Below are 26,658 nucleotides of genomic sequence, written 5' to 3'. Positions count from 1 at the left end.
GAACAAGTAAAACAAGCGGTAGGGATAAACGAAGAAGCGAAAGAGTTGAGTGAGTTAGCCACAGAGTTAAAAGGATTAGTTGGAAGTTTTAAAATATAAAATTTTGCTGGGTTGTGCAAAAAGATTTTTAATTGAACAAAGATTTTGGATTTGGGGATCTTAAGGGGTTTACCCCTTAATGCTAACAAATAAAGTGAAAAGGTTGAAAAGTGATTGTTCCTAATATTAGTTGATTGGATAAACTTACTATTGACAATGCTGAATAGAATATTTTAAAATGGATGTAGTTAGATGTGGATTTTACCATTAGTACTAATGGTAAAAAAACAAAAAAGAGGAGGTTAGTAAAATGAAGAAAGTTCTTTTGGTTTTTCTGGTGTTTTTATTGACATTTGGTGGTGCTGTACTCGCGAAGGATGAGGTATTGATAGGGCTTTCTGTTGCTAATTTGCAACTTGAAAGGTGGCAAAAAGATAGAGATATTTTTGTCGATACCGCCGAAAAACTTGGTGCAAAGGTTATTGTACAATCGGCCAATAACGATGATTTACTACAAGTTTCTCAGGTAGAAAATATGATGAATCAGGGAGCTGATGTATTAGTTATTATTGCACATGATGGTTATATTATGGGAAGTGTGGTTGAAGAGGCTCATGCCAATGGAATTCCAGTGATTGCGTATGATCGTCTTTTAATGGAATGTGATTTGGATTATTACATTACTTTCGATCCAATAAGAATCGGAGAAATTCAAGCACAATATTTGGTTGATAAGAAACCAAAAGGTAATTATTTCCTACTCGGAGGATCTCCAACCGATATGAATGCACATTTTGTTAGGGAAGGTCAAATGAAGGTTCTTCAGCCTTATATTGATAGTGGAGCAATAGAAATAGTAGGAGACCAATGGGCAAAAGACTGGTCAGCACAAGAAGCTATGAAAATTGTGGAAAATGCATTAACCGCAACTCAAAATCAAATTGATGCTATTGTTGCTTCCAATGATAGTACAGCTGGAGGAGCGGTAGAAGCATTAAAGGAACAGGGACTAGCAGGAAAAGTTTTAGTATCTGGTCAAGATGCAGATTTGGTTGCCTGCCAGAGAGTAGTTGAAGGTACACAAACAGTGACTGTCTATAAACCTATAAAGGATATCGCTACTATGGCTGCTATTATGGCTGTTTCAGCGGCTAAGGATATTCATATTCCAACAAATGGAACAATTAACAATGAGTATAAAGAGGTATCTACTTTCTTCTTGGAACCTATTCCTGTTGATAAGACTAACATTGTAGAAACAGTTGTAAAAGATGGTTTTCATAAGTTAGAAGATGTATATAAAAATGTTCCCAGATCTCAATGGCCGAAAGTAGATTAAACAAAATTTTGAATATTTGGGTTAGGGGTCAATCCCTAACCCTCTCAGTCTAATTTCTATGACGTATAACAATTGAGGTGATTAAATGGCCACTCTTTTAGAATTGAAAAACATATCAAAAGAGTTTCCTGGAGTAAAAGCTCTTGAAAATATCAATTTAAAAATAGAAGAAAATACGATCCATGCTCTTTGTGGCGAAAATGGAGCAGGGAAGTCTACTTTGATAAGTATTTTAGGTGGAATATATCCATTAGGAACATATGAAGGTGAAATTTATTTACATGGTGAAAGAGTGAAATTTAGAAATCCTAAAGAGGCTGAAGAAGCTGGGATAGCTGTTGTTCACCAAGAATTGAGTCTATTTGATGAATTAAATATCGTTGAAAACATCTTTATGGGAAAAGCTATTGTAAAAGGTGTTTCGATAGATTGGAATGAAATGATCAAGGAAACTCAGAAATGGTTAAAAAAATTGAAGATGGAGAATGAAAATGTTCTTACTAAAGTAAAATACTTAGGTTCCGCAAAACAACAGTTAATTGAAATTGCTAAAGCGTTAGTTAAAAATTGCAACATTTTAATTTTGGATGAACCAACTTCCTCTTTAACAGAAAATGAAACAAAGATATTATTTGATATTTTGAAAGAGTTGAAATCTGAAGGGATCACCTCTATTTATATTTCACATAAGCTTGACGAAATTTTTGAGTTAGCTGACACAGTCAGCGTTTTAAGAGATGGTAAATTAATTGACACAAAGCCGATTAGTGAAGTAAAAGAAAGTGATCTCATAAAAATGATGGTGGGGAGAGAAATAAATCAAATGTTCCCCAAAAGGAGTTATATTCCCAACGAAATAGTATTTGAAGTGAGTAATTATACACTTTATGAGAAATATGATCCTCAAAGAAAAGTCGTTGAAGATGTTAGTTTTAACCTTAGAAAAGGAGAAATATTAGGTCTTTTCGGATTAGTTGGTGCCGGTAGGACAGAATTAATGACTAGTATAATAGGATTCAATTCGAGTAATAAAAGAGGAAAGATATTTTTGAACGCTAAAGAATTAGAAATAAGTTCACCAAGGCAAGCGTTAGAACTAGGAATAGCTTATTTATCCGAAAATAGGAAAAATTTGGGGATATTTCCCAATTTATCTGTAAGGCAAAACCTTTCAATTACTTTTATTAAAGAGTTCGGTAGTTATTTTAAAATATCTGAAGAAGACGAAATAGTAGAAGCTCTTAGAATGATCAAACAATTAAATATTAAAGCTTCTTCTCCAGAAGCGAATATCACTACTTTAAGTGGGGGAAATCAACAAAAAGTTTTACTTGGTAGAAATTTGATAAGGACACCAAAAATATTGATTATGGATGAACCTACAAAAGGAATAGACGTTGGGGCTAAACAAGAAATATATTCATTAATGAATGATTTAACATCTCAAGGTATATCAATAATTATGATTTCTTCTGAATTACCAGAAATAATAGGTATGAGCGATAGGGTAATAGTTATGCATGAAGGTAAATTTATGGGAGAATTAGAAAATATTAATCACGATTTAACCCAAGAAGAAGTTATGTACCTTGCAACTGCGACTGAAGGAGGAGGGGTATTTTGAAAAAGAAAAAGATTAATTTAAATTTAAGATCATACATGATGATAATAGCTTTAATAGTAATTTGGGTTTTTTTTGCCATCTTGACCGAAGGTTCTTTTTTAAGCGCTAGGAATATTTCTAATTTGTTTAGACAATCAGTGTTTCTATCGGTATTAGCAATGGGGATGGTATTTGTTATAATATTAGGGCAAATAGATCTTTCGGTTGGTTCTATTGTAGGACTAACAGGAGGCATTGTAGCAATTTTGCATGTATGGTTCGGAATGGATCCCTTAATTTCTATCCTCATTACTTTAGGTATTGGACTTTTGATAGGTTTATGGAATGGATATTGGGTAGCTTATCGAGGAGTTCCAGCCTTTGTTGTTACATTAGGTGGTATGCTCATTTTCAGAGGAATACTATTAGGAATTACAAAAGGTACTACTATTGGTCCAATGAGAGGTTTTTTTGAGTTTCTAGGGAAGGGCTATCTGTCCAATATTATAGGGATAATAATAGGAGTTATCGGTGCTATTTTTATAATTTTAGCAGAACTTAATTCATGGAAAAAGAAAAAATCTCATGGATTAAATGCTCCTTCTTTAAAAGTGGAATTTTTAAAGTTATTAGCTTATACTTTATTAATAGCTATTTTTATTCTAATTTTTAATTCTTATCGAGGAGTTCCTTTTCCCGTATTAATAACTCTTATTCTTTTAATATTTTTTACTTATATTTCTCAAAATACAGTTTTTGGAAGATATATATATGCAATTGGTGGTAATAGTCAGGCGGCAACTTTGTCTGGGATAGACGTAAAAAAGATTACACTTATAGTTTTTATGATTAATGGATTGTTAGCAGCTTTTGGAGGTATTTTTTTAACTTCTCGACTTAATGCTGCATCAGTTTCAGGCGGAGAAGGAGCGGAGTTAGATACAATAGCTGCGTGTGTTATAGGTGGTACAAGCTTAATGGGTGGAATTGGTACTGTTGTTGGTGCAGTAATTGGAGCGATTGTTATGGCAAGTTTAGACAATGGAATGAGTCTTATGAATGTCCCTGTGTTTTGGCAGTCTATTATAAAAGGGTTAGTATTAATATTTGCAGTATGGTTTGATGTTGCAAGTAAAAAGAAAGAGGCATAACTATTTGCAAAATAACATATAGGAGGTCTTAAAATGGCAGAATACTTCAAAGATATTAAAAAGGTTGAGTATGTAGGTAAGGAATCAAAGGATCCACTAGCTTTTCATTATTATGATCCCGAGAGAAAAATTGGTAATAAAACTATGGAAGAACACTTGAGATTTTCTGTGGCATATTGGCACACTTTCACTGCAGAAGGAAGGGACATGTTCGGGGTCGAAAGTGCCAACAGAGAATGGAACAAATTTTCGGATCCGTTAGATAAAGCTTACGCAAGATGTGATGCAGCATTTGAGTTCATGAGCAAATTAGGGGTTAAGTATTTTTGTACCCATGACAGAGACTTAGTTGATGAACAAGAAACGTTGAGAGAAACAAATAAGTTATTAGATAAAGTAGTAGAAAGAATAAAGGAGAGAATGAAAGAAACAGGTATAAAGCTTCTTTGGGGAACGTCAAATCTTTTCACTCATCCAAGGTTTATGCAGGGTGCAGCTACATCTTGTGATGCAGATATATATGCATATGCCGCTGCACAGGTGAAAAAAGCACTTGAAATAACTAAGGAATTAAATGGTGAAAATTACGTTTTCTGGGGTGGAAGAGAAGGATATGAAACCCTTTTAAACACTAATATGGAGTTGGAATTGAACAATTTGGCTAATTTTTTACACATGGCTGTAGATTACGCCAAAGAAATTGGTTTTGATGGCCAATTTTTGATAGAACCCAAACCAAAAGAGCCCACAAAACATCAATATGATTTTGATGTTGCGAACTCTTATGCATTTTTACAAAAGTACGATCTTGATAAGTATTTCAAGTTCAATATAGAAGCAAATCATGCCACTCTTGCTGGTCATACTTTTCAACATGAATTAAGGTATGCAAGGATAAATAATATATTGGGAAGCGTTGATGCTAACATGGGTGATCTATTGTTGGGATGGGATACAGATCAATTCCCAACAAACGTATTTGAAAACGTTTTGGCAATGTATGAAATACTTAAGAATGGAGGAATAGCTCCGGGTGGTTTGAACTTTGACTCACATGTTAGAAGACCTTCTTACGAAAATATTGATCTGTTTTACGCTCATATAGCAGGAATGGATGCATTTGCGTTAGGATTGATATTAGCCAATAAGATTTTAGAAGACAAAGTTTTGGAAGACTTTGTAGAAAAAAGGTATAATAGTTTTAATGAAGGAATGGGTAAAAAGATAGTAGATGGACGAACTAATTTCAAAGAACTCGAAGAGTATGTACTAGATAAAAAAGTGGGAGTACCAAAATCGGGAAGACAAGAATATTTGGAAAACTTATTAAATTTGTATATCTACGAATAGACAATAAATCAGGAGGCTTTGTTTTGAAGATAAAGAAAATCAATGCAGAAAGAATGGGATATTCAAACAAATTAATGGTTTTCAATTTAATCAGATATTATTCTGGAATTTCAAGAAATGAGATTTCTAAGCTTACAGGTTTGGATAAAAGTACTGTGACAAAGATAACGTATGATTTAATTTCTAAAAAATTAATAGAAGAAGGAGATAGAAAATCTTCTAAAGGGGTTGGAAGGAAACCTATAAAACTGGAAGCAGCAAAAGGTGTTGCTGCTTCCATTATCGTTAAGGTTGGAGTTGAAAAAACAGTCGTAGGTCTTGGATATATGAACAATTCAATAAATAAGATTGTTGAATTTGAAACCCCAAAAAATTTTAATGTTTTTATTGGTAAATTAGCTGTTGAGATAAAAAGAATATATGAAAATGCTAATGGGAATAATATAGTAGGCCTTTCTTTTTCTCTTCCAGGAATGATCGATAGGAAAAACTTGATTATCGAATACGTACCCCATTTTAATTGGAGTGAGATCGATCTTAGAGGAGCAATTTTGAAAGAACTACCTCAATGTGACAAACCAATTTTCGCTGCAAATGAGGCAAAGTTAGCTCTACAAGCAGAGATGTATTTTAACAAAAATATCGCAAACCTAAACAATGGAGTCTATGTTTTCATATCTCAGGGAATAGGAGGAGCTTTGCTTATAGATGGTCAAATTCATTTGGGACCTAATTACACAGCGGGTGAATTTGGTCACATGAGCATCGATGAAGATGGAGAAAAATGTTTTTGCAATAATCAAGGATGTTGGGAAACGTTTGCCTCAATTGATACCGTTTCTAAGATATACGAATACAGCAATGGACGATTGGAAGGCAACAATTACGAAGAAAAATTCAGGAATCTTCTTTTAAAAGCCGAAAAGAAGGAAGGAAACGCCAATGAAATAATTAAACAGATGTTGTATTATTTAGGAGTAGGAACAGTTAATTTAATAAATATCTTGAATCCTGAGTTTGTAATTTTTGGGGGGTATGGGTATCTTTTTCCTGATGATTATTTCACAGAGATTGAAAATATTATAAGGACGCGAACTCTGAAACCAGCATTAAAATCTTTTAAAAAACCTTTGAGACCATTTTTTGATATAGATACAGCATGTCTAACGGGAGCAAATTTAAGGGTAATGGATGATTTTGCAGAAAAAGCTGTTATTTAGAATGAGGTGATCAGTTTGCACAAATATTTAGGAATAGATGTTGGAACAACCGGATTGAAGGGTTTAGTTGTATCTGAAGAAGGAGAAGTTTTGGATAGTTATTCCTATCCATTAGAAATGAAAGTTCCCAAACCCGCATGGGCTGAACAAGACCCTGAAGATTGGTGGATTGGTGTATACGAAATATTAAAAAAAGTGTCCAGAACGCATCAAATAGATGTAATAGGGTTTTCCGGACAAATGCATAGCTTAGTGGTTTTGGATGAAAATAATAAACCTATTAGGCCCGCAATCCTTTGGTGTGATCAAAGAACCACTCCCCAATGCAAAGAAGCTACAGAAGCTTTTGGTGGTGAAGAAAAGGTTATCTCCAAAATAGGCAATCCCTTTTTGGAGGGTTTCACTTTCCCAAAAATACTGTGGTTAAAAGAAAATGAAACAGATAATTTTAAAAAAATAAAGAAGATTCTTCTACCTAAGGATTATATAGTTTTTAAGCTAACAGGAACCATTGGTATAGACTACTCCGATGCATCTGGAACAGCTTGTTTTAATGTAAAAACAAATTATTGGGATGAAGAGATATTTGAAACTTTTGGTATTAATATGGATATAATGCCTGAATTGTATCCTTCCTATGGGATTCGAGGTGAAATAAAAGAAAACCTACAAAAAGAATTAGGATGGAAGAACACAAAAGTTGTTTCAGGAGGAGCAGATAATGCATCAGCTGCGTTTGGAATAGGTATATCGAAAGCAGGAGAGTCGATGGTTAGTATTGGAACTTCGGGTACTGTTCTAACTCTTACTGATAAAAAGGAACCTGATTTATCAGGAAAAATACATTACTTTAACTATGTAATAAAAGATAAATATTATTACATGGGTGTAACGCTTTCAGCTGCTCATTCTCTAAATTGGGTAAAAAATCGATTTTTTCCCAGTTCGGATTGGGCAGAAATAGAAGAAAGAATAAACCAATCAGTACCAGGTTCAAACGGTGTTATTTTTCTTCCTTACTTAAACGGAGAAAGAACCCCACATAGAGACCCTAATGCAAGAGGTGTGTTCTTTGGAATTTCTTCTTTGAATACTGAAAACGACATACTAAGGGCAACGATGGAAGGTATAACCTTTGGCCTTAGGGATTCCTTTGAACTTATAAAAGAAAAAACCGAGATAAAAGATATTAGAATAGTTGGGGGAGGAGCCAAAAATAAAAGTTGGGCAAAGATTGTTGCAACAAATTTCAAAATACCCGTTAAAATGCCTAAAATTGATGAAGGCGGTGCGTATGGAGCAGCTATGTTGGCTGCAGTAGGAGATGGCCAAAAGCTTGAAGATGTTTTAAAATGGGTAAAATTCAAAGAAATTATTGAACCTAATTATCAAGATACAAAGGTTTACGATGATTATTATGGGATTTATAAGAATTTGTATAAATCGTTGAAAGGAAATTTCGAAGAGTTGGTAAAAATTCAAAAATGATATATAAAAGAGCGGCTTTAGCCGCTTTTAAAATTTTTAGTTTAATTCCGACTTTTTTTGTGATATAATTATTGTTGATTATTAAACAGTAAGGGGTACATGGCGAAGCCCGTTTCGATTCAGCTAGGTAAAGGATTATAACTTTCTTCCTTAGATGGGTGGGCTGCGGGGCGAAGGGGCGCTATGTATAAAGTTTTAGAATCTCTAAAGACTGTAAAATTAATCACTTTGAGGGGGCATTAGAAAAAATTGAAAGTATTATTTATGAACAAGTTAAATTCGTACTGGAAAGAAAAGATTAGTGAATTGAAGAAATTATTTCCCAACGATGAATTTCTAGATAGTGAAGAAATCAGCAATGTAGAAAATGCTATGGAAGTTACAGATGCAATAGTGTTTGGTGGAGACTTGGATGAGAATATATTGGAGAAGTCAAAGAATTTGAAAATGATTTTTGTTCCATATGCTGGGGTGAACCAATTACCCTTAGAAATACTAAAAGAAAAAGGCATTAGCGTTGCAAATAGTCATGGTAACGCTAGAATAGTGGCAGAAAGGGCATTTGCCCTTGCTTTAGCTCTTCTTGGGAAAGTTGTGCCTTATCATAACGATTTAAAAGAAGGAATTTGGCATGGATTTAGTGCTGGAGAAAGTGTTAAAGATTCATGGGTATCTATTCAGAACAAAAGTTGTGCAATATTGGGATTAGGCAATATAGGGAAAAATCTTGCACAAATGCTTAAAACTTTTGACTGTAAAATTGTGGGCTATAAAAGAAATGCAAATATAGATATTGAAAATGTGGATGAGATTAGTTCTGATTTAGATTATGTAATAGAAGAAAGTGAAATTGTATTCGTAACTCTACCTTTGACGAAATATACAAAAGGGCTTATCGATGAAAAGGTGTTTAATAAAATGACTGGCAAGTACATAATAAACGTTGGAAGAGGTGATGTTATAGATCAAAGGGCACTATACGAAGCTTTGAAATCTAAAAAATTAGCTGGAGCCGCTATAGATGTTTGGTATAATTATCCCTCCAAAGAAAAACCATCAATTTTGCCAGCCAATTACCCAATTCATACCTTTGATAACGTTGTTTTGTCTCCACATGTTGGAGGCTATAACACTGAAGCTACAAGGTATAGTATCGATGAAACCATAGAAAATATAAAAGGCTTTCTAAAAGGTGGTACGGCAAAAGACTTAATTGATTTAGAATTTGGATATTGAATTTAAAGCATAAGTGTTGAACGCAGGTACTTTATAGAATGGCAAGCAAAAGGGCTCCGATAAAAAATAAGATTTTTAATATGTCTGAAGCCTTAGAGTAAAACGAGATATTATCGTTTGGGTTGACAAAAAAGATCCCCGTTTTTTCCTCTTTGGCTTCAAATATGTTGGTGATTCTTCCATATTTATCGATTGAGCCGGTTAAGCCAGTATTTGAAACTTGAATGAAATCTCTTCTCGTTTCTACTGCTCTAAAAACGCCCTGACTGAAGTGTTGAAACAGGCCGGTTTTTGAATTAAACCAACCGTCGTTAGATATTGCAACCAATAAATTTGCTCCATTCTTAGCTTGATTAATTGAAACTTCAGGAAAATAAGTTTCAAAACATATTTGTACACCAAAATTAGTTCCGTCTAATGAAAAGGTTGAGTATTCTTCCCCAGGAGTATAATAGTTTAATAATCTAAAAACATCAAAGTTTCCAAATATAGTTTCATATGGTAAAAATTCGGCAAATGGTGTTAATTTAACCTTATCGTAGATACCCTCAATACTCCCATGTTGGTTATATACCCAGGCAGAGTTAAAATGGTTATCGTTTTCTATCCTTGGGTGTCCTAATATTACAGGTTTGTATAAGTTTTGAATGTCTCTTACCATTTGACTTTCTATTTCTGATTTTGAGATGTCTTCAAGAAAAGTTGATTCTGGAAAAACTACTACATCCACATCCCTATTTTTAAATTCGTCGATATTCTTAGAAAAAGTTGAATAATCTTGTATTGGATTTGAGGAGTACTTGATCTCTTGAGGAACATCCGTTTGAACGACTCCAACCTTTATGGAATCGTTTGTGCCATTGATAGGAGGTAGATACCTCACTATAGCAAAGTTAGAAATGTATATAGTAGTAAATATGGCAAGAATTTTAAATACCTTGTCACGTGAATTATCGAAAGCTATCAAGGCATTGACGAAAACTACGATAAAAGTGAGACCAAAAGACCCTATAATAGAGGCGATTTGTATTATTCCAGTATGATCGTAAAGGGCGTATGATAAATTTCCTCCCATAAAAGCCAAATCTCCAAAACCCCTCAAAATTTCCGCAACAGTGTAGGCAAAAGAATAGAAAAAGACCAATGAAAGATAATTGTATTGTCTATCTTTTCGATGATAAAGTTCTGATAAAAGCCAAATGATGAGATAAGGTATCATTAAAAGTACTATCATTCCAACGTATCCAAAAAAACCAACGATTGGAGAATAATTTTTTAAAATTTGGGGTATATTTTTGGATAAAGTAGGAAGCAGCCACCAAAGAGTAGTTACAAGCATGGAAGAGGAATATATTATCGTATGGAGTAATCTTTCATAGTGAGTTTTTGATCTGGTCATATTCCTCAGAAAGAAAACCAATGAAAACCAAATGAAAAAAGAAAATAAATTACCTGGCATAGCCAAACCGGTTAAAACACCTGAAATTAAAGTAAGTAGATAATTCATAACTACCCCCTGAATTATATTTTGAAAATCTTGTTTCTTGTATAATTATGCTGTCGTTACAATATTATACAGCAAACTTTGTGATAGTTCAAGAAATCTGATATAATTAGGATAACTAACAAAATCTGTATAGCTGCTTTATCCTTAGAGGGTGGGGAGCGGGGCAAAAGGTAAAGAATTTTTATCCTTATGGGCGCTATATATAAAGTTTTAGAATTTCTAAAGATAGAAAAATCTGTATAAGAGGGGGTAAAAAAGATGTCTAAATTGGAAGAATTTAAAGAATTTCAAGCCAAAATTTCAAGATACAGTCAAGCTATTGCACTAATGCACTGGGATTTAGAAACTAACGCTCCAAACAATGCTTTTGAGTATCGTTCTAAAGCTTTAGGAGAACTTATGGAGTCACTGTTTAGAATGTCCGTTTCCGATCAGATGGGTGAATTTTTGGATTATTTTTCAAAGAAGGAAAATTATGATGAATTAAGTGATATTGATCAAGCAATGGTAAGGGTAACCAAGAAAGATTTCGATAAGTTTAAAAAGTTGCCTCCACAACTTATCCGACAATTAGCCGAAACGACTTCAAAAGCAGGTCATTTTTGGAAAAAAGCCAGGGAAGAAAATAACTTTTCTTTGTTTGAACCTTATTTGCAAGAAGTCGTATCTTTAGAAAAAGAACAAGCAGAGGCTTTAGGATATGAAAAAAATAGATATGATGCTCTTTTAGACTTATTCGAGCCTGGAATGAAAACAGAAACGTTGAAAGGCACAATAAATTACTTAAAAGAGCATCTCCTACCCTTTATGAAAGAGCTTTTAGAAAAGGGAAAAGAACCAAGGTGCGATTTTTTTGAAGGTGATTTCGACGTAAATAAGCAGAAAGAGTTATCTCTGGAAGCGTTAAAATTTATGAATTTCGATTTCGATTCTGGACGTATGGACATGTCTGCTCATCCTTTCACTACAAAAATTGGTCCAAAAGACGTTAGAATTACAACAAGATACAACAATAAAGATTTGAGATATTCTTTATTTTCAACTATGCACGAAGGTGGACACGCTTTATACGAACTTCATATCCCTGAAGAATTTTTTGAAACTTCTTTGGATGAAGGTGCTTCTATGGCTGTGCATGAATCCCAATCAAGATTTTGGGAAAATATTATAGGAAGAGGTCCTCATTTTTGGGTGTTCTTTTCTAAAAAGTTGAAAGATATTTTCCCATCTTTTGAGGGAATAAGCAGTGATGAACTTTATAAAGGTGTCAATATAGTTAAAAAAGATTTCATCAGGACTGAGGCAGATGAAGTAACTTACAACTTTCATATTATGTTGAGATTTGAAATCGAAGAAGCACTGATCAACGATAGAATAAAGGTAAATGAATTACCAACCGTCTGGAACGATAAAATGAAAGAATATTTAGGTATCGTGCCACCAAACAACGCCGTAGGTGTTTTGCAAGATGTTCATTGGTCAAATGGGCAATTTGGTTATTTTCCTTCATACATGTTGGGCAATCTTTATAGTGCTCAATTGTTCTCAAAATTGAAAAAAGATTTAAAAGATTATCCATCTCAAATAGAAAAAGGAGATTCAAAAGAAGTTTTGAACTGGATGGTTGAGAATGTCCATAAGTACGGTAAAATGTACGAACCAGAAGAACTTTTGAAAAAGGTTACAGGTGAGACTCTTAATCCCAAATATTTTGTTGACTATATAAAAGAGAAGTTTTCTGCAATTTATGGATTATAATTAAAATCCCCCATCTATATACGATGGGGGTTTTAAAATTGATCTGGCTTATTTGTTATTTTTTTTCGTCTTTTTCTTTTTTCTCTTCCTTTGATAATTTCTTGAGGTTTTTACTCACATAATAATAAAATGTGCCTTCTTCGTATTCTCCATTTTCATTTGGTATACCTGCTTTGTAATCTGTCATTAGTTCGATCGCTTCGTCTATATTATCAATAGCCCAAATATGGAACTTTCCATTTTGTATATCTTCGTTTATTTCATCTTTTAATACAATATTATCGATATTCTTATTTGGAATAATTACCCCTTGGTCTCCTGTAAAATTGAGATTTTTACAAGCGTCGTAAAATCCTTCTATTTTTTCGATTATTCCTCCAACTGGTAAAACCTCTCCACTTTGATTCATAGATCCGGTGATGGCAATATTTTGTTTCAATGGAATGTTAGCTATAGAAGACATTAAAGCCAGAGTTTCTGCTATTGTAGCGCTGTCTCCTTCAATGATAGAGTAAACTTGTTCAAAATTTAAAGAAACGCCGAAGCCTGTTTCTATGAAAGAAGAAAATTTATGTTTGAAATAGTTTTCTATTATCAATGAAGATTTTTTGTATATTTTCCCGCTTAAATCAATATCCCTGTGTATATTTATGATTTTTTCAGAAGAGGATCTGTAACTTTTTGCTGTTATTTTCACTGGATGCCCAAAGGTGAAATCTCCTGTATCCAAAACAGTTAATCCATTTATTTGTCCGACTTCAGAGCCTTCAGTTCTTATGTCAATCTTTTGTTCTTTAATTGCATTAAATAATTTTTTCTTATGAAAGGAAAACATTTTTTCTCTAAACTTTATAGTATCTTTTATATCTTTGGAGGTTATATATGGGCTTGTTCCATTTTTTCTAGAAATGTTGCAAGAGTCTATTAGTAGATTCTTAATTTCCCCCAATTTTAAAGAGAACCTTTTGTTATTTCCATTCATCCTACAACTGTACTTGATTATCTCTTCAATCGCATCTTTTGTAAAATGTGAGATATCGTTTTCTTCCACTGTGTTGCTTAAGAAAGCTAAAAATTTATTTAAATTCTCGTTACTTAACGCTGCCTCATAGTCAAATTGTGATTTTATAGGAAAAAGTTTTTCGAATTCGCTATCGTAAACTCTTAATAAATCGTACACCCATTCTTCTCCAATGAGTACTACTTTAACGGTTAAAGATAAAGGTTCTGGTTCCAAACTTTCAACGTTCGAATAGCCTTCAGCAGTTTGAATATTTTCAATTTTTACTTCTTTTTCAGATAAAACCCTTTTAATTACCTCCCAAGCGTAAGGTTTTCTTAAAACTTTTTCCGCTTCCATGATTAAATAACCACCATTTGCCCTGTGGAAAGCCCCCGATTTTATCATTGTAAAATCAGTTTGGAGAAGTCCCATTTGGGAATAATACTCTATTCTACCAACCAAATTTGAAAAAGTGGGGTTATCTTCTTCTATCACAGGAGCACCTTGTAGATAAGAATTATCTACTACAATGTTGACATTGTATCTTTTTTCTTTAAGATAAGTTATTAGGTTTTGATTTTCAGAAGTTAATTGGGATAAATGAGAAGCTATGTCTTCTTTTAAGTTTTGAAGGTATTCAAAAACATCTGAATATTTGAGATATTTCTTTTCAAGGGGTTCAAAAAGCTTAGCTAAGCTAAATGCAGCCCAATAGCGTCGTAAGTTTTTAACTTCTTCCCAGTATTCTTTATCCATCTCCGTGATCTTTACCATAGTTTTTTCAATTAATTCTCGCAACTTCTCTGAATTTTTTCTAAAATACTCCTTTATCTCTTCGGGAAGATTTTCAAACTCAGAGCTGCTTATTTTTTTGCCATCGTAAACAGGAACACTCACTATACCTTTTTCAGAAGCCTCAAGTATAAAGCCAAGAGTTTGAGCCTGTTTTCTTAGATCGGACCACAATTTTTCCCTCTGCTCGTTGTATTCTTTTTCTAATGAACTTAATCTTTGTTGGAATTCTTCCGTCTGCATAGTTTTATTTAAAACTTGTACAGACGAATTAATAATAGATTGCAATTCAGATTTGAAATTTTTGGCCTCTCCGGCGGGTAGTTTCAACAGCTTGGGTTTCTTTTCTTCTTTGAAATTAAAAACATACAGAAGATCTTGAGGAGCTTTTTGAGTTAATGAAATTCTTTCGATGATCTTTCGAGTCATACCTCTTCTACCACTACGATTTGGACCAACAATGAAAACATTGTTTGAATCGTTACTGCTTTCCAAGGCAAATTGTAGGATTTCACAGGCATCCGTTTGTATGGTGTAATCTTGATAAGAACCAATTTTTATTTCTGAAGTGTTATCGATGTTGATATCTGGGATTTTAATTTCAAAATCACTTAAAGTAAGTTTCATGATTCATGCCTCCTTTATTTGCACTTTTACCACTTTTAGAAATTCTAAAAACTTGATTAATAGCGCCCCTTCGCCCCGCTCCCCACCCATAAGGATAAAAGTTCTTTGTCCTTCGCTCCGCTCTCCACCTATAAGGATAAAAGTTCTTTGCCTTTTGCCCCGCTCCCCACCCTTAAAGTTCAAACCTTTCGTAAATTTTGTTTATATTTTTTAGATAATAATCAGGCGAAAATATATCTTCAAAGGCTTCTTTTTCAGAAAATTTTGTATTTACTCTGTTATCTTCCAATAAAATTGCTTTAAAATCACGCCTTTCATTCCAAGCTTTCATAGCGTTTTCTTGAACTATTTTATAAGCTTCCTCCCTACTTACCCCTAATTCAACTAATTTCAGCAACACCCGTTGAGAATAAATTAAATTATACGATTTTTCTATGTTTTCTTTCATTCTATCTTTGTGAACAACTAAGTTTTCAACTAAGTAATTTGCTTTATTCAACATGTAGTAAGTAAGCATTGTTGCATCCGGTATAAACACTCTTTCTACAGACGAATGAGAAATATCTCTTTCGTGCCATAAGGAGATATTTTCATAAGCAGAAGATAAGTAAGATCTTAGCATTCTTGACATCCCCGTCAACCTTTCACACAATATGGGGTTTTTCTTATGGGGCATCGCTGAAGAACCCCGTTGCCCTTTTTTAAAAGGTTCTTCTATTTCCAGGACCTCTGTTTTTTGAAGGTGCCTGATTTCTATAGCAAGTCTTTCTATACCGCTTCCTATCATAGCTAAAACACTGAAAAATTCAGCGTGAAGATCCCTTGGTAAAACTTGAGTAGATACTTTACAAGGTCTGAGGTTGAGTTTTTTCAAAGCGATTTCCTCTACTTTTGGTTCTATGTTAGCATAATTTCCAACCGCTCCGCTGAGTTTTCCTTGGGAAATGTTATCTATAGCCTTTTCTAATCTTTCTTTGTTTCTTTCTTCTTCCGCAACAAATCCTAAAATTTTTAATCCAAAAGATGTTGGCTCAGCGTGCACCCCATGGGTTCTTCCAACTATAATAGTATACTTGTGATCTACAGCTAGTTTTTTGAGATTAGCTATGTATTTAGTTAGCTCATCAAGAATAATCTCTCCCGCTCTTTTTATAGCTAACGATAAAGCTGTATCGACAACATCCGACGATGTTAAGCCTTTGTGAAAGTATCTTGCCTCATCTCCCATATCTTCAGTTACCACTTTTATAAAGGCTATCACGTCATGATCCACTATTTTTTCTGTGTTTAATATTTTTTGAACGTCTAATTTTGCTTTTTGTCGAATATTTTGGGATGTACCTTTGGGAGCAAGGTTCAGTTCTTCAAAGGCTTCTGTTACAGCTACTTCTACTTCAAGCCATCTTTCGTATTGGGCATCTAAAGTCCAAATGTCTTTAATTGGAGAAAGAGAGTACCTTTCAATCAATATCAACACCTCTTTGTGAATTCAGTTCTTTTGACCGTATAGTTGCTTCTTTTACAGCGTCCATAAGGATGCCTCGTAAACCATGAGATTCTAAAACTTCTATTCCTCTTATTGATGTACCTCCTGGGGAAGTAACCATATCTTTTAATTCTCCAGGGTGTTTCTGTGTTTCTAAAACCATTCTTGCAGCGCCAAGTAAAGTTCTTGCGGCAAATTCAGTGGAAAGCTCTCTAGGTAAACCCATTAGAACACCACCGTCGGATAAAGCCTCTATCATAATATAGACATATGCCGGTCCGCTCCCACTTAAAGCTGTTATCGCGTCCATCATATATTCTTCAACCAAATATACCTTTCCAACACTTTCCAAAATCTTCTTAACCGTTCTCAAATCATTTTCGTCAACGTTCTTCTTTTTACTTATAGCAATAACGCCTTCACCAACTAAAATAGGGGTGTTGGGCATGGCTCTTATTATCTTTGATGAAACTGGTAAAGCTTTATCCAAATGGCGCAAACTTACTCCTGCAGCTATTGATATAACTATCTTGTTTTCACAAAAAGGACTTATTTCTTCCAATACTTTATCTATTACTTGCGGTTTCACAGCTAAAAGAACGATGTCAGATTCTTTCACCGCTTTTGCATTATCGGACATAGTTTTTATGTCACAGTAATTAGAATTTCTTTCAGAATCGTATTCAAAGACATCTGTTCCGATTATTTGTTCTCTTTTAAGTGTTTTTGTTTGGATTAAACCTTTTACTAACGTGCTTCCCATTTTTCCCAAACCTATCACACACAGTTTTTCATCCATACTATCTAACCTGCCCGTTTCCCAAGATAATGTATTTGGTGGTTGTTAACTCGTTGATTCCAATCGGTCCTCGAACATGCAATTTTTGTGTACTTATCCCCATTTCCGCGCCGAAGCCGAACTCTTCACCATCGGTAAATCTCGTTGAAGCATTGACGTAAACGGCTGCAGAATCTATTTCGTTTAGGAATTTTTGCGCGGTAGTATAATTCTCGGTTATAATTGCTTCAGAATGCTTCGTGCTGTACTTGTTTATTTGATTTATGGCTTCTTCAGTACTATCAACTATTTTAACTGCCATTATGTAATCTAAATATTCAGTTGACCAATCTTCTTCTTGTGCCGGTTTCATTTGAGGTATTATTTTCAAGGTTTTTTCGCAGCCTCTTAATTCTACTTTCTTTTCAAAGATTGAGTATATTTTTGGTAGAAACTCTTCTGCGATATCTTTGTGGACCAATAATTTTTCTGCTGCGTTACAGACGGAGGGTCTGCTCATTTTAGCGTTTTCAACGATTTTAAGTGCCTTTTCAAGATCGGCTTGTTTATCAACATACACGTGACAGTTCCCCGCCCCCGTTTGTATAACAGGGATCATAGAATTTTCAACCGTATTTTTAATTAAAGATGGACCGCCTCGAGGTATCAGCACATCGATGTATTCGTATAGCTTCATCAATTCATCAACAGCTTTTCTATCTATAATCTCAATGAACTGCACTATATCCTTTGAAAAACCGGCTTTTTCAATAGCTTGATGGATAATCTTCACCAAAGCGTTGTTAGAATGAATCGCTTCAGAACCACCTCTTAATACCACACAGTTACCCGATTTTATACATAATGCTGCTGCATCTACTGTTACATTTGGCCTGCTTTCATATATGATGGCGATTACCCCTAAAGGGACTACCATCTTTCCAATCATCAATCCGTTTGGCCTTTTCCACATTTGAGAGATGTTACCAACACTACTTTGAAGTTGTGCCACTTTTTGCACACCTTTAGCCATTTTGGTGATTCTTTCCTCGTTCAGTAACAGCCTATCTAAAAGACTGCTTGACATCCCAGTGTTTTTAGCAACTTCGACATCCTTTTGGTTTTCTGATATTATATAGTTTTTATTGGCCATTAGCTCTTCCGAAATATAGTTAAGAATTTTGATCTTATCCGTTTCAGAAGTTGAGCTAAAGTTTCTTGAAGTATCTTTAGCCTTTTTTGCCTTGCTTAAAACATACTCCTGTAAATTCACAATTTTGCCCTCCCTCTCTTGATTTTCTCCCCGTTTTTTTTTATGTTTTTTAATTATATCATAACTTTTTGACTGTGAACGTAAAGGCAAAGCTCACCTTTTTTATATAATTATATTATTTCATGAAATAGTTCTTTTACTTTTGCTTTTAATTCCTTTAATAGGTTTTCTCCTTGGCTTGTAATAGAGTAATATATCCTTTTTTTACCTTCTACTATTTCAGTTCTTTTAGTGAGAAGATTTTCTTTTTCCATCTTGTGTAGTAAGGGATACAAAGTACCTGGGCTTATATTGTAACCGTGCCTTTTTAACTCAGAAATCATCCAGCTTCCATAGATTGGAGATTTTTGTGCATGGTGCAATATATGTATTTGAATTAAACCATTCAAGATTTTATTTAAATATTTATTCATTTTAATACGATCGTTTGATTCTTTTATGACTATTTTCCTCCTTTCGTTTTATTTAACTGCATTACCAAGTTTTGATTTGAGAAGGAAAAGGGTAAAAACAGCGGCACTTTCTACTATCATGGAAAAGATAACCAAACTAACGATTGTATGATCATACAAGACCCCCATAATCGCACTACCTATGAACCAAAAAAAGCCGAAGATAGCGTTAAAAAAACCATATGCGGTTCCTCTTTTCTCAGGGGTGACAATATCGGCTACAACAGATTTTAAAATCGATTCTTGGGCTCCCATTCCGATTCCCCACAAAATAACGCCTAAGATCACTACCAATGAAGAGTTAGATAAAAATGAAAAGGGAGAAAAAAATATTGAGAGACTGGAAGCAATTATGAGGCTGGTAACTCCTACTTTATCGTAAAACAAACCAAAGATCAATGCAGAAACAGCATCAACTCCCATAGCTATCGCATACATAAAAGGTATCATAGTTGGGCTGAAAATATCAATTCTTTGAAAATGGAACGCCAACAAAGGAAAATCTGCGAAACCTGCTGCAATTAAGGAGATGGCTACTAAGTACAACCAGTACGATTTTGAGATCCCCTCAAAGTTAATCGTCTCCTCTTTCACTTCAAATTTCTCGGGTTGTGGAAAGTTCAATCTACTAATTAACAGCAAGATTAAAGTAATCAATGCAGGTATCAATAATATTGCAAATGCGAATCGGTAGTTTGCTAACTCATCCCCTGACTTGAATAATAGAATCAAACTTAAAATAACAGGTCCTGAGACAGCTCCAATTTGATCAAGGACCTCTGCTATGGCAAATCCTTTACCACTTCCCACATTTCGCGCTGCATAAGACATAAGGGTATCTTTCGAAGGCTTTCTTATAGCTTTTCCTGTTCTTTCCATAATTATTAGCATAGCTGCTATTTCCCATCTTCCGGCAAGAGCCAATAAAGGAACCGCGAATAAATCCATCCCATACCCTAAAAAAGTGAAAAGCCAATATCTACGAGTTTTATCACTTAAATAACCAGTTAACAACCTCAAACCGTAACCTATGAACTCGCCTAAACCTGAAATGATTCCCACCGCAGTTGCACTCGCTCCTAATAAACCTAAATACGGACCGATTAAACTTCTTGCCCCTTCATGTGTGATATCTGCAAATAAACTCACAATTCCCATAGCAACTATAAAACCGATAGCCGTTTTTTTCGTTTTAGAGCACCTTCCTTTGTTTATTTTTTAAAGATATCTTCGCGAAGTATCCCATACTCATCGAAGCTACTTTTCATTGTGAATAATATTGTTAGGGTTACGGAAAGAGAGACCGACGTTAAAATAGCTACATATATGGCGATTTGGTATTTTATAGCTGTTTGTGGAGACGCCCCTCCCAAAATCTGACCTGTCATCATTCCAGGTAGATACACGATTCCAACTGTAGCCATGCTTGCTATGGTTGGTCTAAGAGCAGATATCAATGCGTTCCTTAAATATGGAAGTGTGGCTTCATAAACGGTAGCCCCATTTCCCAAAGCAAAAAAATATCTCTGTTTATTTCTTTCTATATCTTTGTAAAAATTACTAATTCCAATAATATCTCCTGTTAAAGCGTTACCTAAGAGCATTCCGCCAAGGACAACGAAATATCTTGCTGTGAAAATGTTGTCCAATCTTAAAATTATAAAATCAAAGTAAAAAAGTACAATAAAATTTGAAATAGCAAGGGCAAAGAATACAGGCCAAATGAACCTTTTGAAATTTAAACCACTACTACCAATCACTCGAAATACAGCAAAAGAGATCATAAAAAATAGCCAACCTATATTCAACCATGTATAATCAAATTGGAAAAGATATACTAAAATTAAAGACATGATGAAAAGCTGGATGCTCATCCTGATCGTTGAAATTAAAGTATCTCGAGTTATTTTTAAATTAAAAATATAACTCAAGATAATGGGGAAAAATATTAATAAATAAGCCATTGCAAGTGAAAATAAAGAAATATCAGTTGTAGGTTCCATTATTATTCCCTCCCATCTCTATTATATTCAAACCTTCTTTATTTAACCATTCTTGATCATGAGATATTGCAATCAAAGTCCACTCTTTTTTTGATAGTAAATATTCTATGACTTTATTTTTCATCTCTCTATCCAGAGAAGAGGTAATCTCATCTAGTAAGTATAACTTTTTGTTTAAAAATGTAAAGATAGATATCAAAACTCTTTGTTTTTCTCCACCTGAAAGTGATTGGAAATCTTTATCTAAAATATTTTCGTGTAGTTCAAAAAAATCGAATAATTTTAGTAATTCTGATTCATTGAAAGATTTTTTAAGATTTATTTTATAATTCAATATAGTACGAATTATTTCTCTTACGGTTCCATCAGCGATATCTAATTCCTGCCCAATATACACAGCATCTCTTCTTAAATCCCATACATTTTTACCATTCAACTCTTCATTTTTGTATAGTAATTGTCCTTCGTCTGGTTTTATGAATCCTAAAAGTAGTCTAAAAATAGTGGTCTTTCCAATTCCAGATTTTCCAAAAATAAGTGTTTTACTCCTTTCTTGAACTTTGAGATTAAAATTTCTTAGGATGTACTTATCTTGGAATTTTTTTGAAACATTTTTAAATTCAATCAAAATTATTCCCTCCATATATCTAATATCGATATCGAAAGACGATATTTATATTATAACTCTTTTTTTCAAATTGTCAATAAAAATGTCAGATTTTTCTATTGTTATGGTATAATTTTCTTCTGGAGGGATAAGTGTGAATATTAATCGATTCAGTGAAAATATCGTTATGCCTGTGTGCTTGGTCACTATTAAGAGTGGTTCTTTTGTTAATTCGATGACTGTGGCTTGGAGTACACCCCTTTCGTCAAATCCACCTCTGTTTGGATTTGCTATTAAAAAACAAAGATATACTTACCCCATGTTAATTAAGGAAAAAGAATTTACAGTCAGTTTTTTACCGTATGAGAAATCGGAGTTATCCGTAAAAGTTGGACGGATTTCTGCAAGAGAAGGTGATAAGCTCTCGGCAGCAGGAGTTAAGGTGAAAGATTCTGAATTCGTAAATTCCCCCTATATTGTTGATGGTTATTTTTCAATGGAATGCACGTTAGAAAATTCTTTTACTGTCGGAGATCATGAATTAGTTGTTGGAAAAGTGATTGCTTTGCACAAAAATGAAGGATCATTAGAAAATTTAAAACCCTTGTTGTATCTAAGTAACGATACTTTTTCGACTCTTGATGCGACTAAAATTGAAAAGATCGATACTAAGAAAGTAATCGACGAGATTCGAAAAACAATAAAAAGAGGTGTGCAAGGTGATTGAAGAAGAAATTTCAAATAGCATCATTTTAGATATTGTAAAACCTTCTATCACCTTCCCAGAAATTAAGTTGGAAAAAGGGAATTCGTTAGGGTTATATACCACTAATACGGAATTAATGACCTCATATTTCTTTAAGTTAATTTCAGAACCTGAAAAGTACGCAAAAGAAGTTAAAATAAATGGATTTCTTGCAAACGGAATAAATTGGGTGGGAAGATCTTTTACACATATAGTGGTTCCTCAAATTTGGAAAGATAGCATATACAACATACTTAAAAACAAACCTAAAAGGCGTCATTTGATATTTATAGGAGCTAGAAAGTGTGATATTAACTACGATGAGCTTTCTGACATTTCAATGATTATTTCTTATTATAAAAAGGATTGCAGTATATTGGTGATAAGTGATTCTGTGGAACTATTACAAGCAACCACTGACAAGGTAGTTAATATGTTGGGAGAACCTATCGTATATGAATCAAAAGATTTTTTCAATTAATATTTTAGAAAAAAGCGATTTTTTGAAATAAGATTTTGATTTTAAAAGGGCTACAGGGCAACAGCTAGATTTTTAAAATTTAGGAGGATTTTGATGGCTTTAATAATAGACAAAGATGAAATCATAGGTACTTTAAAAAGAGAACTACAAGAAATAACAAATATGCAAGAATTTCAAAATCTAAAATCTAAATATTTAGGTAAAAAAGGTTTAATCAAGTCTCTAATGAACAATCTTAAAGATATCGACGATGTAGAATTAAAAAAAGAGTATGGTAAAAGTGTAAATGAATTGAAAGAAGAATTAGGAACTATTTTTGATGAAAAGTTGAGTGAGTTGGAAGAAAAGGAAAGGGAAGAAAAGGAGAAAAAAAACTGGGTTGATATTACGATTCCTGGGGCTCGTAGAAAGGTTGGGAAAGAAAATTTAATCACAAAAACAAGGAAAGAAATAGAAGAAATATTCATTGGAATGGGTTTTTCAGTAGCTGAAGGTCCAGAAATAGAGAATTCTTGGTACAATTTTGATGCGCTTAATACCCCTGAATGGCATCCTGCCAGAGAAATGCAGGATACTTTTTATTTATCTTTGGACAAAGAAAAGCTATTAAGAACGCATACTTCTCCCGTTCAAGTGAGAACTATGTTGAAAAGCAAACCGCCTTTGGCCATAATATCCCCTGGAAGGGTATACAGAAAAGATGAACTAGACGCCACGCATTCCCCCGTTTTTCATCAGGTAGAAGGGTTGTATGTTGATAGAAATGTTTCCGTTTCCCATCTAAAAATGTATCTTGAAGTTTTTGCTCAAAAATTTTTTGGGAATAAAGTTTCGATATTGTTACGCCCAAGCTATTTCCCTTTTACCGAACCGAGTTTTGAGGTAGATATCAGTTGTATCTTTTGTGGAGGAAAAGGGTGTAATGTTTGTAAAAATACTGGTTGGATAGAAATATTAGGAGCCGGTTTAGTTCATCCAAACGTTTTTCGAAGTGTTAATTACGATCCAAAAGTATGGCAAGGTTTTGCTTTTGGAATGGGAATTGAAAGAGTGGCGATGTTGAAATATAACATTCCAGATATAAGAGAATTTTATAAAAATGATGCAAGATTTATTGAAAGTTTATAATCAACTATCCATCATTGACAAGCAAAATTTTAGAGGGAGGTAACAATGAAAGTATCTTTAAATTGGCTTGAAGATTATATAAAAGTCACAAAAAATATCGAAGAATTAGTAAAAGAGATAAAACTTCACTCTGTAGATGTAGAAGGTTTTGAAAAAATGGGGAATGATCTTAACAATATAACAGTTGGAGAGATTAAGGAAATAGCTCCACTTGAAAATGCTGATAATTTAGTAATTTGTAAGATAGACGTGGGGAAAGAGATCAAAAATATAGTCACTGGGGACCTTACGGTTAAGGTTGGAGAAAAAGTTCCAGTTGCACTTCCTGGGGCAACTTTAGCAAACAATATAAAAATAGAAGAACGAGAGTTCAAGGGAGTAATCTCTCAGGGAATGATGTGTTCTTTGAAGGAATTAGGTATATCTAGTGATGCGGATAAAATTTACAGAATAATAGATGATGTTCCGAATGGAACAGATTTTGTAAAATTTTTTGATCTGTATGACCACGTTTTAGAGATAGAGATACTTCCCAATAGACCTGATTTACTTTCTTATTTAGGTGTTGCCAAAGAGTTAGAAACGATAGATTGTGGTGTAGGATTTAAATTACCTGAGTATATAAAAATTAGTAAAGGTGAGGGGTTTCCCGTAAGAATAGAATATGAAAAATGTAATCGATATATGGCAACAGTTGTAAAAGATGTAAAAGTTGGACCATCCCCAATGTGGCTTGTTAAAAGGTTGGGAAGATCAGGAATAAGAAGTATAAACAATATTGTAGATATAACGAACTATGTAATGTTAGAAACAGGTCATCCTATCCATGCATTTGATTTAGATCTTATAGGGGATCAAATAATTGTTAGAAAAGCTAAAAAAGGTGAAAAAATCCTTCTTTTAGATGGTAAAGAGTACACCATGGAAGGAGCAGAAACACTTATAACCGACGGTGATAACATAATTGCACTTGGAGGCATAATGGGGGGAGAATTAAGCGGTATCAACGAAAATACGAAAGATATCTTACTAGAAGTTGCCCATTTTGATCCTGTTAATATAAGAAGGTCTTCCACTTACCATAAGATAACTTCTGATTCTTCGTATCGTTTTGAAAGAGGAGTTGATCCAAACGATAGTGAGATGGTAATGGGTAGATTGATTAAATTGATTAACGAATTGGCAGGGGGAAAAGTAGGCGGACCTACAACGGATATTTATCCCGAACCTATAAAAAATAAAGAAATATCGATTAAAAAAAGTTATATAAACAATAGGTTGGGAAAAGAATTAGCAGAAAAAGAAATTGAACAAATATTAAAAAAATTAGATTTCCCTTTCACAAAAGTGGAAAAAAGTTCGCACCAGAAGGAAATGGAAGATGTAAACAAGAAAACGAATTTATCCTTTGATACAATAGATGAAGAATGGAAGGTTTCTATTCCTACAAAAAGGCCAGATATTACCCAAGAAATTGATCTTGTTGAAGAAGTTGGTAGAGTTTATGGCTACTCAAAAATACAGTCTGCTTTCCCAAATCTAAATGGAATGATAGGAAGTAAGGGAGATTTTGTTTCTTTTAAAGAGAAGGTAGCGGATATTATGTTGGCTAACGGTTATCATGAGGCAAAGACCTTTCCATTGAACAATGGCAATAGAATGTGGATGGAAAGCGAATTGGATTTAAAATTGATTAATCCTATCTCCTCAGAATTAGAATACATGTCATCCAAATTGATATATGGTTTATTGGATTCAGCTTCATTTAATTATAGAAATCAAATAAAAGATATAAAAATGTTCGAAATTGATAAAGTTTTCCAAGCAGAGAAAGGTAGTGAGACAGGTGCCAAGGAATTTACTAACCTTGCCTTTGTGGCTACGGGAAGAGAAAATAATGATGATTTCACAGATAAGAGAGAGGTTACATTTTATTCTGTAAAAGGTGCTTTAGAAAACTTGTTGAATGAATTCCATGTAAAAGTAGAATACGTAAGAAACGATCAATCTGGTTTTTTGAAAGCACAAAGTGCTCTTTTATTTATTAACAGTGAAGAAGTTGGCTTTTTAGGTTTACTTGATCCAGTGATAGCCGATAATTATTACGAAATAAAAGACCCAATATATATCTGTGAGATCAACTTAGACAAAATATTTGAAGGTAAGAAGGAAATAAAAAGAGAATTCAGAAAAGTCGATTTTCCTGCTATCAAAAGAGAGTATTCTATGATTGTTCCACTAAACATTGAATTTAAAGAGATTCAAGAAATAATAATAAATGTGGCAGATATTGTAGAAGATTTTAAAATTTTTGATGTTTACAGAGGAAAAAACATAGAAGAAGATAAAACAAGTATAACCGTTTCAATAGTTTATAGATCAGAAAATAAAACTTTGACGGAAGAAGAAGTCAATCAAGTCGAAAGATCTATTTTAGAAAGTTTGAACAATAAAGGGATCAAACTTCGAGAAAGCTAGGCATAAGATTGACCTAGATATAGATAATAGACACTTTAGTAATAAAAAGATTTTCAAAAATAAAATTTTGATTTTTAAAGGGTTACAGGGCGGAGCCCTCCCATCCAATTGTGG

General features: G+C 33.7%; 21 protein-coding genes. 12 read left to right on the top strand and 9 right to left on the bottom strand.

Annotated features, from left to right (window positions below; genetic code table 11):
* Positions 1 to 349 precede the first annotated feature (349 nt).
* The 7 genes from xylF (at position 350) to ACW9JY_RS05730 (ending at position 9,426) form a co-directional block, all read left to right on the top strand.
* On the top strand, positions 350 to 1,378 hold the full coding sequence (gene xylF, locus ACW9JY_RS05760; RefSeq protein ID WP_103077033.1) for a D-xylose ABC transporter substrate-binding protein: 1,029 nt from the start codon (positions 350 to 352) through the stop codon (positions 1,376 to 1,378).
* Positions 1,379 to 1,463: 85 nt separating this feature from the next.
* Positions 1,464 to 3,002, top strand: a complete 1,539-nt coding sequence (locus ACW9JY_RS05755) for a sugar ABC transporter ATP-binding protein (protein WP_103078981.1) — start codon at positions 1,464 to 1,466, stop codon at positions 3,000 to 3,002.
* A gap of 35 nt (positions 3,003 to 3,037) precedes the next feature.
* The gene (locus ACW9JY_RS05750) at positions 3,038 to 4,132 is read left to right on the top strand and encodes a sugar ABC transporter permease (RefSeq protein WP_457283673.1); all 1,095 of its coding nucleotides are present in this window, start codon (positions 3,038 to 3,040) and stop codon (positions 4,130 to 4,132) included.
* A 33-nt stretch (positions 4,133 to 4,165) separates the two neighbouring features.
* Positions 4,166 to 5,482 carry a xylose isomerase gene (xylA, locus tag ACW9JY_RS05745; protein WP_457283670.1) on the top strand — a complete coding sequence of 439 codons (1,317 nt, stop codon included), beginning with the start codon at positions 4,166 to 4,168 and terminating at the stop codon, positions 5,480 to 5,482.
* A 23-nt stretch (positions 5,483 to 5,505) separates the two neighbouring features.
* Positions 5,506 to 6,702, top strand: a complete 1,197-nt coding sequence (locus tag ACW9JY_RS05740; RefSeq protein ID WP_457283669.1) for an ROK family transcriptional regulator — start codon at positions 5,506 to 5,508, stop codon at positions 6,700 to 6,702.
* 15 nt (positions 6,703 to 6,717) lie between these two features.
* On the top strand, positions 6,718 to 8,190 hold the full coding sequence (gene xylB, locus ACW9JY_RS05735) for a xylulokinase (protein WP_457283668.1): 1,473 nt from the start codon (positions 6,718 to 6,720) through the stop codon (positions 8,188 to 8,190).
* A 249-nt stretch (positions 8,191 to 8,439) separates the two neighbouring features.
* Positions 8,440 to 9,426 (top strand): 2-hydroxyacid dehydrogenase, encoded by a 987-nt coding sequence (locus ACW9JY_RS05730; RefSeq protein WP_457283667.1) that lies wholly within the window; start codon positions 8,440 to 8,442, stop codon positions 9,424 to 9,426.
* Between the two features lie 31 nt (positions 9,427 to 9,457).
* Here ACW9JY_RS05730 and lnt read toward each other — a convergent pair whose 3' ends face one another.
* The gene (gene lnt / locus ACW9JY_RS05725) at positions 9,458 to 10,933 is read right to left on the bottom strand and encodes an apolipoprotein N-acyltransferase (RefSeq protein WP_457283666.1); all 1,476 of its coding nucleotides are present in this window, start codon (positions 10,931 to 10,933) and stop codon (positions 9,458 to 9,460) included.
* Positions 10,934 to 11,191: 258 nt separating this feature from the next.
* Between lnt and ACW9JY_RS05720 the strand changes: the two genes are divergently transcribed.
* Positions 11,192 to 12,691 carry a carboxypeptidase M32 gene (locus tag ACW9JY_RS05720; RefSeq protein WP_457283665.1) on the top strand — a complete coding sequence of 500 codons (1,500 nt, stop codon included), beginning with the start codon at positions 11,192 to 11,194 and terminating at the stop codon, positions 12,689 to 12,691.
* A gap of 55 nt (positions 12,692 to 12,746) precedes the next feature.
* Here ACW9JY_RS05720 and ACW9JY_RS05715 read toward each other — a convergent pair whose 3' ends face one another.
* The 8 genes from ACW9JY_RS05715 to ACW9JY_RS05680 all read right to left on the bottom strand — a co-directional run bounded on the left by ACW9JY_RS05715 (position 12,747) and on the right by ACW9JY_RS05680 (position 21,733).
* Positions 12,747 to 15,113: a Lon protease family protein gene (locus tag ACW9JY_RS05715; protein ID WP_457283664.1), complete on the bottom strand. Its 2,367-nt coding sequence runs from the start codon at positions 15,111 to 15,113 to the stop codon at positions 12,747 to 12,749.
* 172 nt (positions 15,114 to 15,285) lie between these two features.
* A complete protein-coding gene (gene purB, locus ACW9JY_RS05710) occupies positions 15,286 to 16,581 on the bottom strand; it encodes an adenylosuccinate lyase (RefSeq protein WP_457283663.1) in 1,296 nt (431 codons plus the stop codon).
* Complete coding sequence (proC, locus tag ACW9JY_RS05705) at positions 16,574 to 17,398, bottom strand: pyrroline-5-carboxylate reductase (RefSeq protein ID WP_457283662.1); 825 nt, start codon at positions 17,396 to 17,398, stop codon at positions 16,574 to 16,576. The genes purB and proC overlap by 8 nt, the downstream gene beginning before the upstream one ends.
* Before the next feature lies 1 nt (position 17,399).
* Positions 17,400 to 18,650 carry a glutamate-5-semialdehyde dehydrogenase gene (locus ACW9JY_RS05700; protein ID WP_457283661.1) on the bottom strand — a complete coding sequence of 417 codons (1,251 nt, stop codon included), beginning with the start codon at positions 18,648 to 18,650 and terminating at the stop codon, positions 17,400 to 17,402.
* A gap of 110 nt (positions 18,651 to 18,760) precedes the next feature.
* Positions 18,761 to 19,063, bottom strand: a complete 303-nt coding sequence (locus tag ACW9JY_RS05695) for a PadR family transcriptional regulator (RefSeq protein ID WP_457283660.1) — start codon at positions 19,061 to 19,063, stop codon at positions 18,761 to 18,763.
* Positions 19,064 to 19,111: 48 nt separating this feature from the next.
* Positions 19,112 to 20,260, bottom strand: a complete 1,149-nt coding sequence (locus ACW9JY_RS05690; protein ID WP_457283659.1) for an MFS transporter — start codon at positions 20,258 to 20,260, stop codon at positions 19,112 to 19,114.
* A 53-nt stretch (positions 20,261 to 20,313) separates the two neighbouring features.
* Complete coding sequence (locus ACW9JY_RS05685; RefSeq protein WP_457283658.1) at positions 20,314 to 21,105, bottom strand: ABC transporter permease; 792 nt, start codon at positions 21,103 to 21,105, stop codon at positions 20,314 to 20,316.
* Entirely contained in the window at positions 21,089 to 21,733 is a 645-nt protein-coding gene (locus tag ACW9JY_RS05680; RefSeq protein ID WP_169925099.1) for an ABC transporter ATP-binding protein, read from the bottom strand. The genes ACW9JY_RS05685 and ACW9JY_RS05680 overlap by 17 nt, the downstream gene beginning before the upstream one ends.
* Positions 21,734 to 21,866: 133 nt before the next feature.
* Here ACW9JY_RS05680 and ACW9JY_RS05675 point away from each other — a divergent pair, with 133 nt between their 5' ends.
* From ACW9JY_RS05675 to pheT, 4 genes are all read left to right on the top strand, one after another.
* Complete coding sequence (locus ACW9JY_RS05675) at positions 21,867 to 22,439, top strand: flavin reductase family protein (RefSeq protein ID WP_103076517.1); 573 nt, start codon at positions 21,867 to 21,869, stop codon at positions 22,437 to 22,439.
* Complete coding sequence (locus ACW9JY_RS05670) at positions 22,432 to 22,938, top strand: hypothetical protein (RefSeq protein ID WP_103076516.1); 507 nt, start codon at positions 22,432 to 22,434, stop codon at positions 22,936 to 22,938. The genes ACW9JY_RS05675 and ACW9JY_RS05670 overlap by 8 nt, the downstream gene beginning before the upstream one ends.
* Positions 22,939 to 23,031: 93 nt before the next feature.
* A complete protein-coding gene (locus ACW9JY_RS05665) occupies positions 23,032 to 24,066 on the top strand; it encodes a phenylalanine--tRNA ligase subunit alpha (RefSeq protein WP_103076515.1) in 1,035 nt (344 codons plus the stop codon).
* A gap of 45 nt (positions 24,067 to 24,111) precedes the next feature.
* The gene (gene pheT, locus ACW9JY_RS05660; protein ID WP_457283657.1) at positions 24,112 to 26,544 is read left to right on the top strand and encodes a phenylalanine--tRNA ligase subunit beta; all 2,433 of its coding nucleotides are present in this window, start codon (positions 24,112 to 24,114) and stop codon (positions 26,542 to 26,544) included.
* The last annotated feature ends 114 nt before the right edge of the window (positions 26,545 to 26,658 follow it).

Source organism: Petrotoga sp. DB-2 (assembly GCF_054051725.1).
The sequence above is the reverse complement of the archived record's forward strand: the minus strand, read 5'-3'. Positions and strand labels throughout refer to the sequence as shown.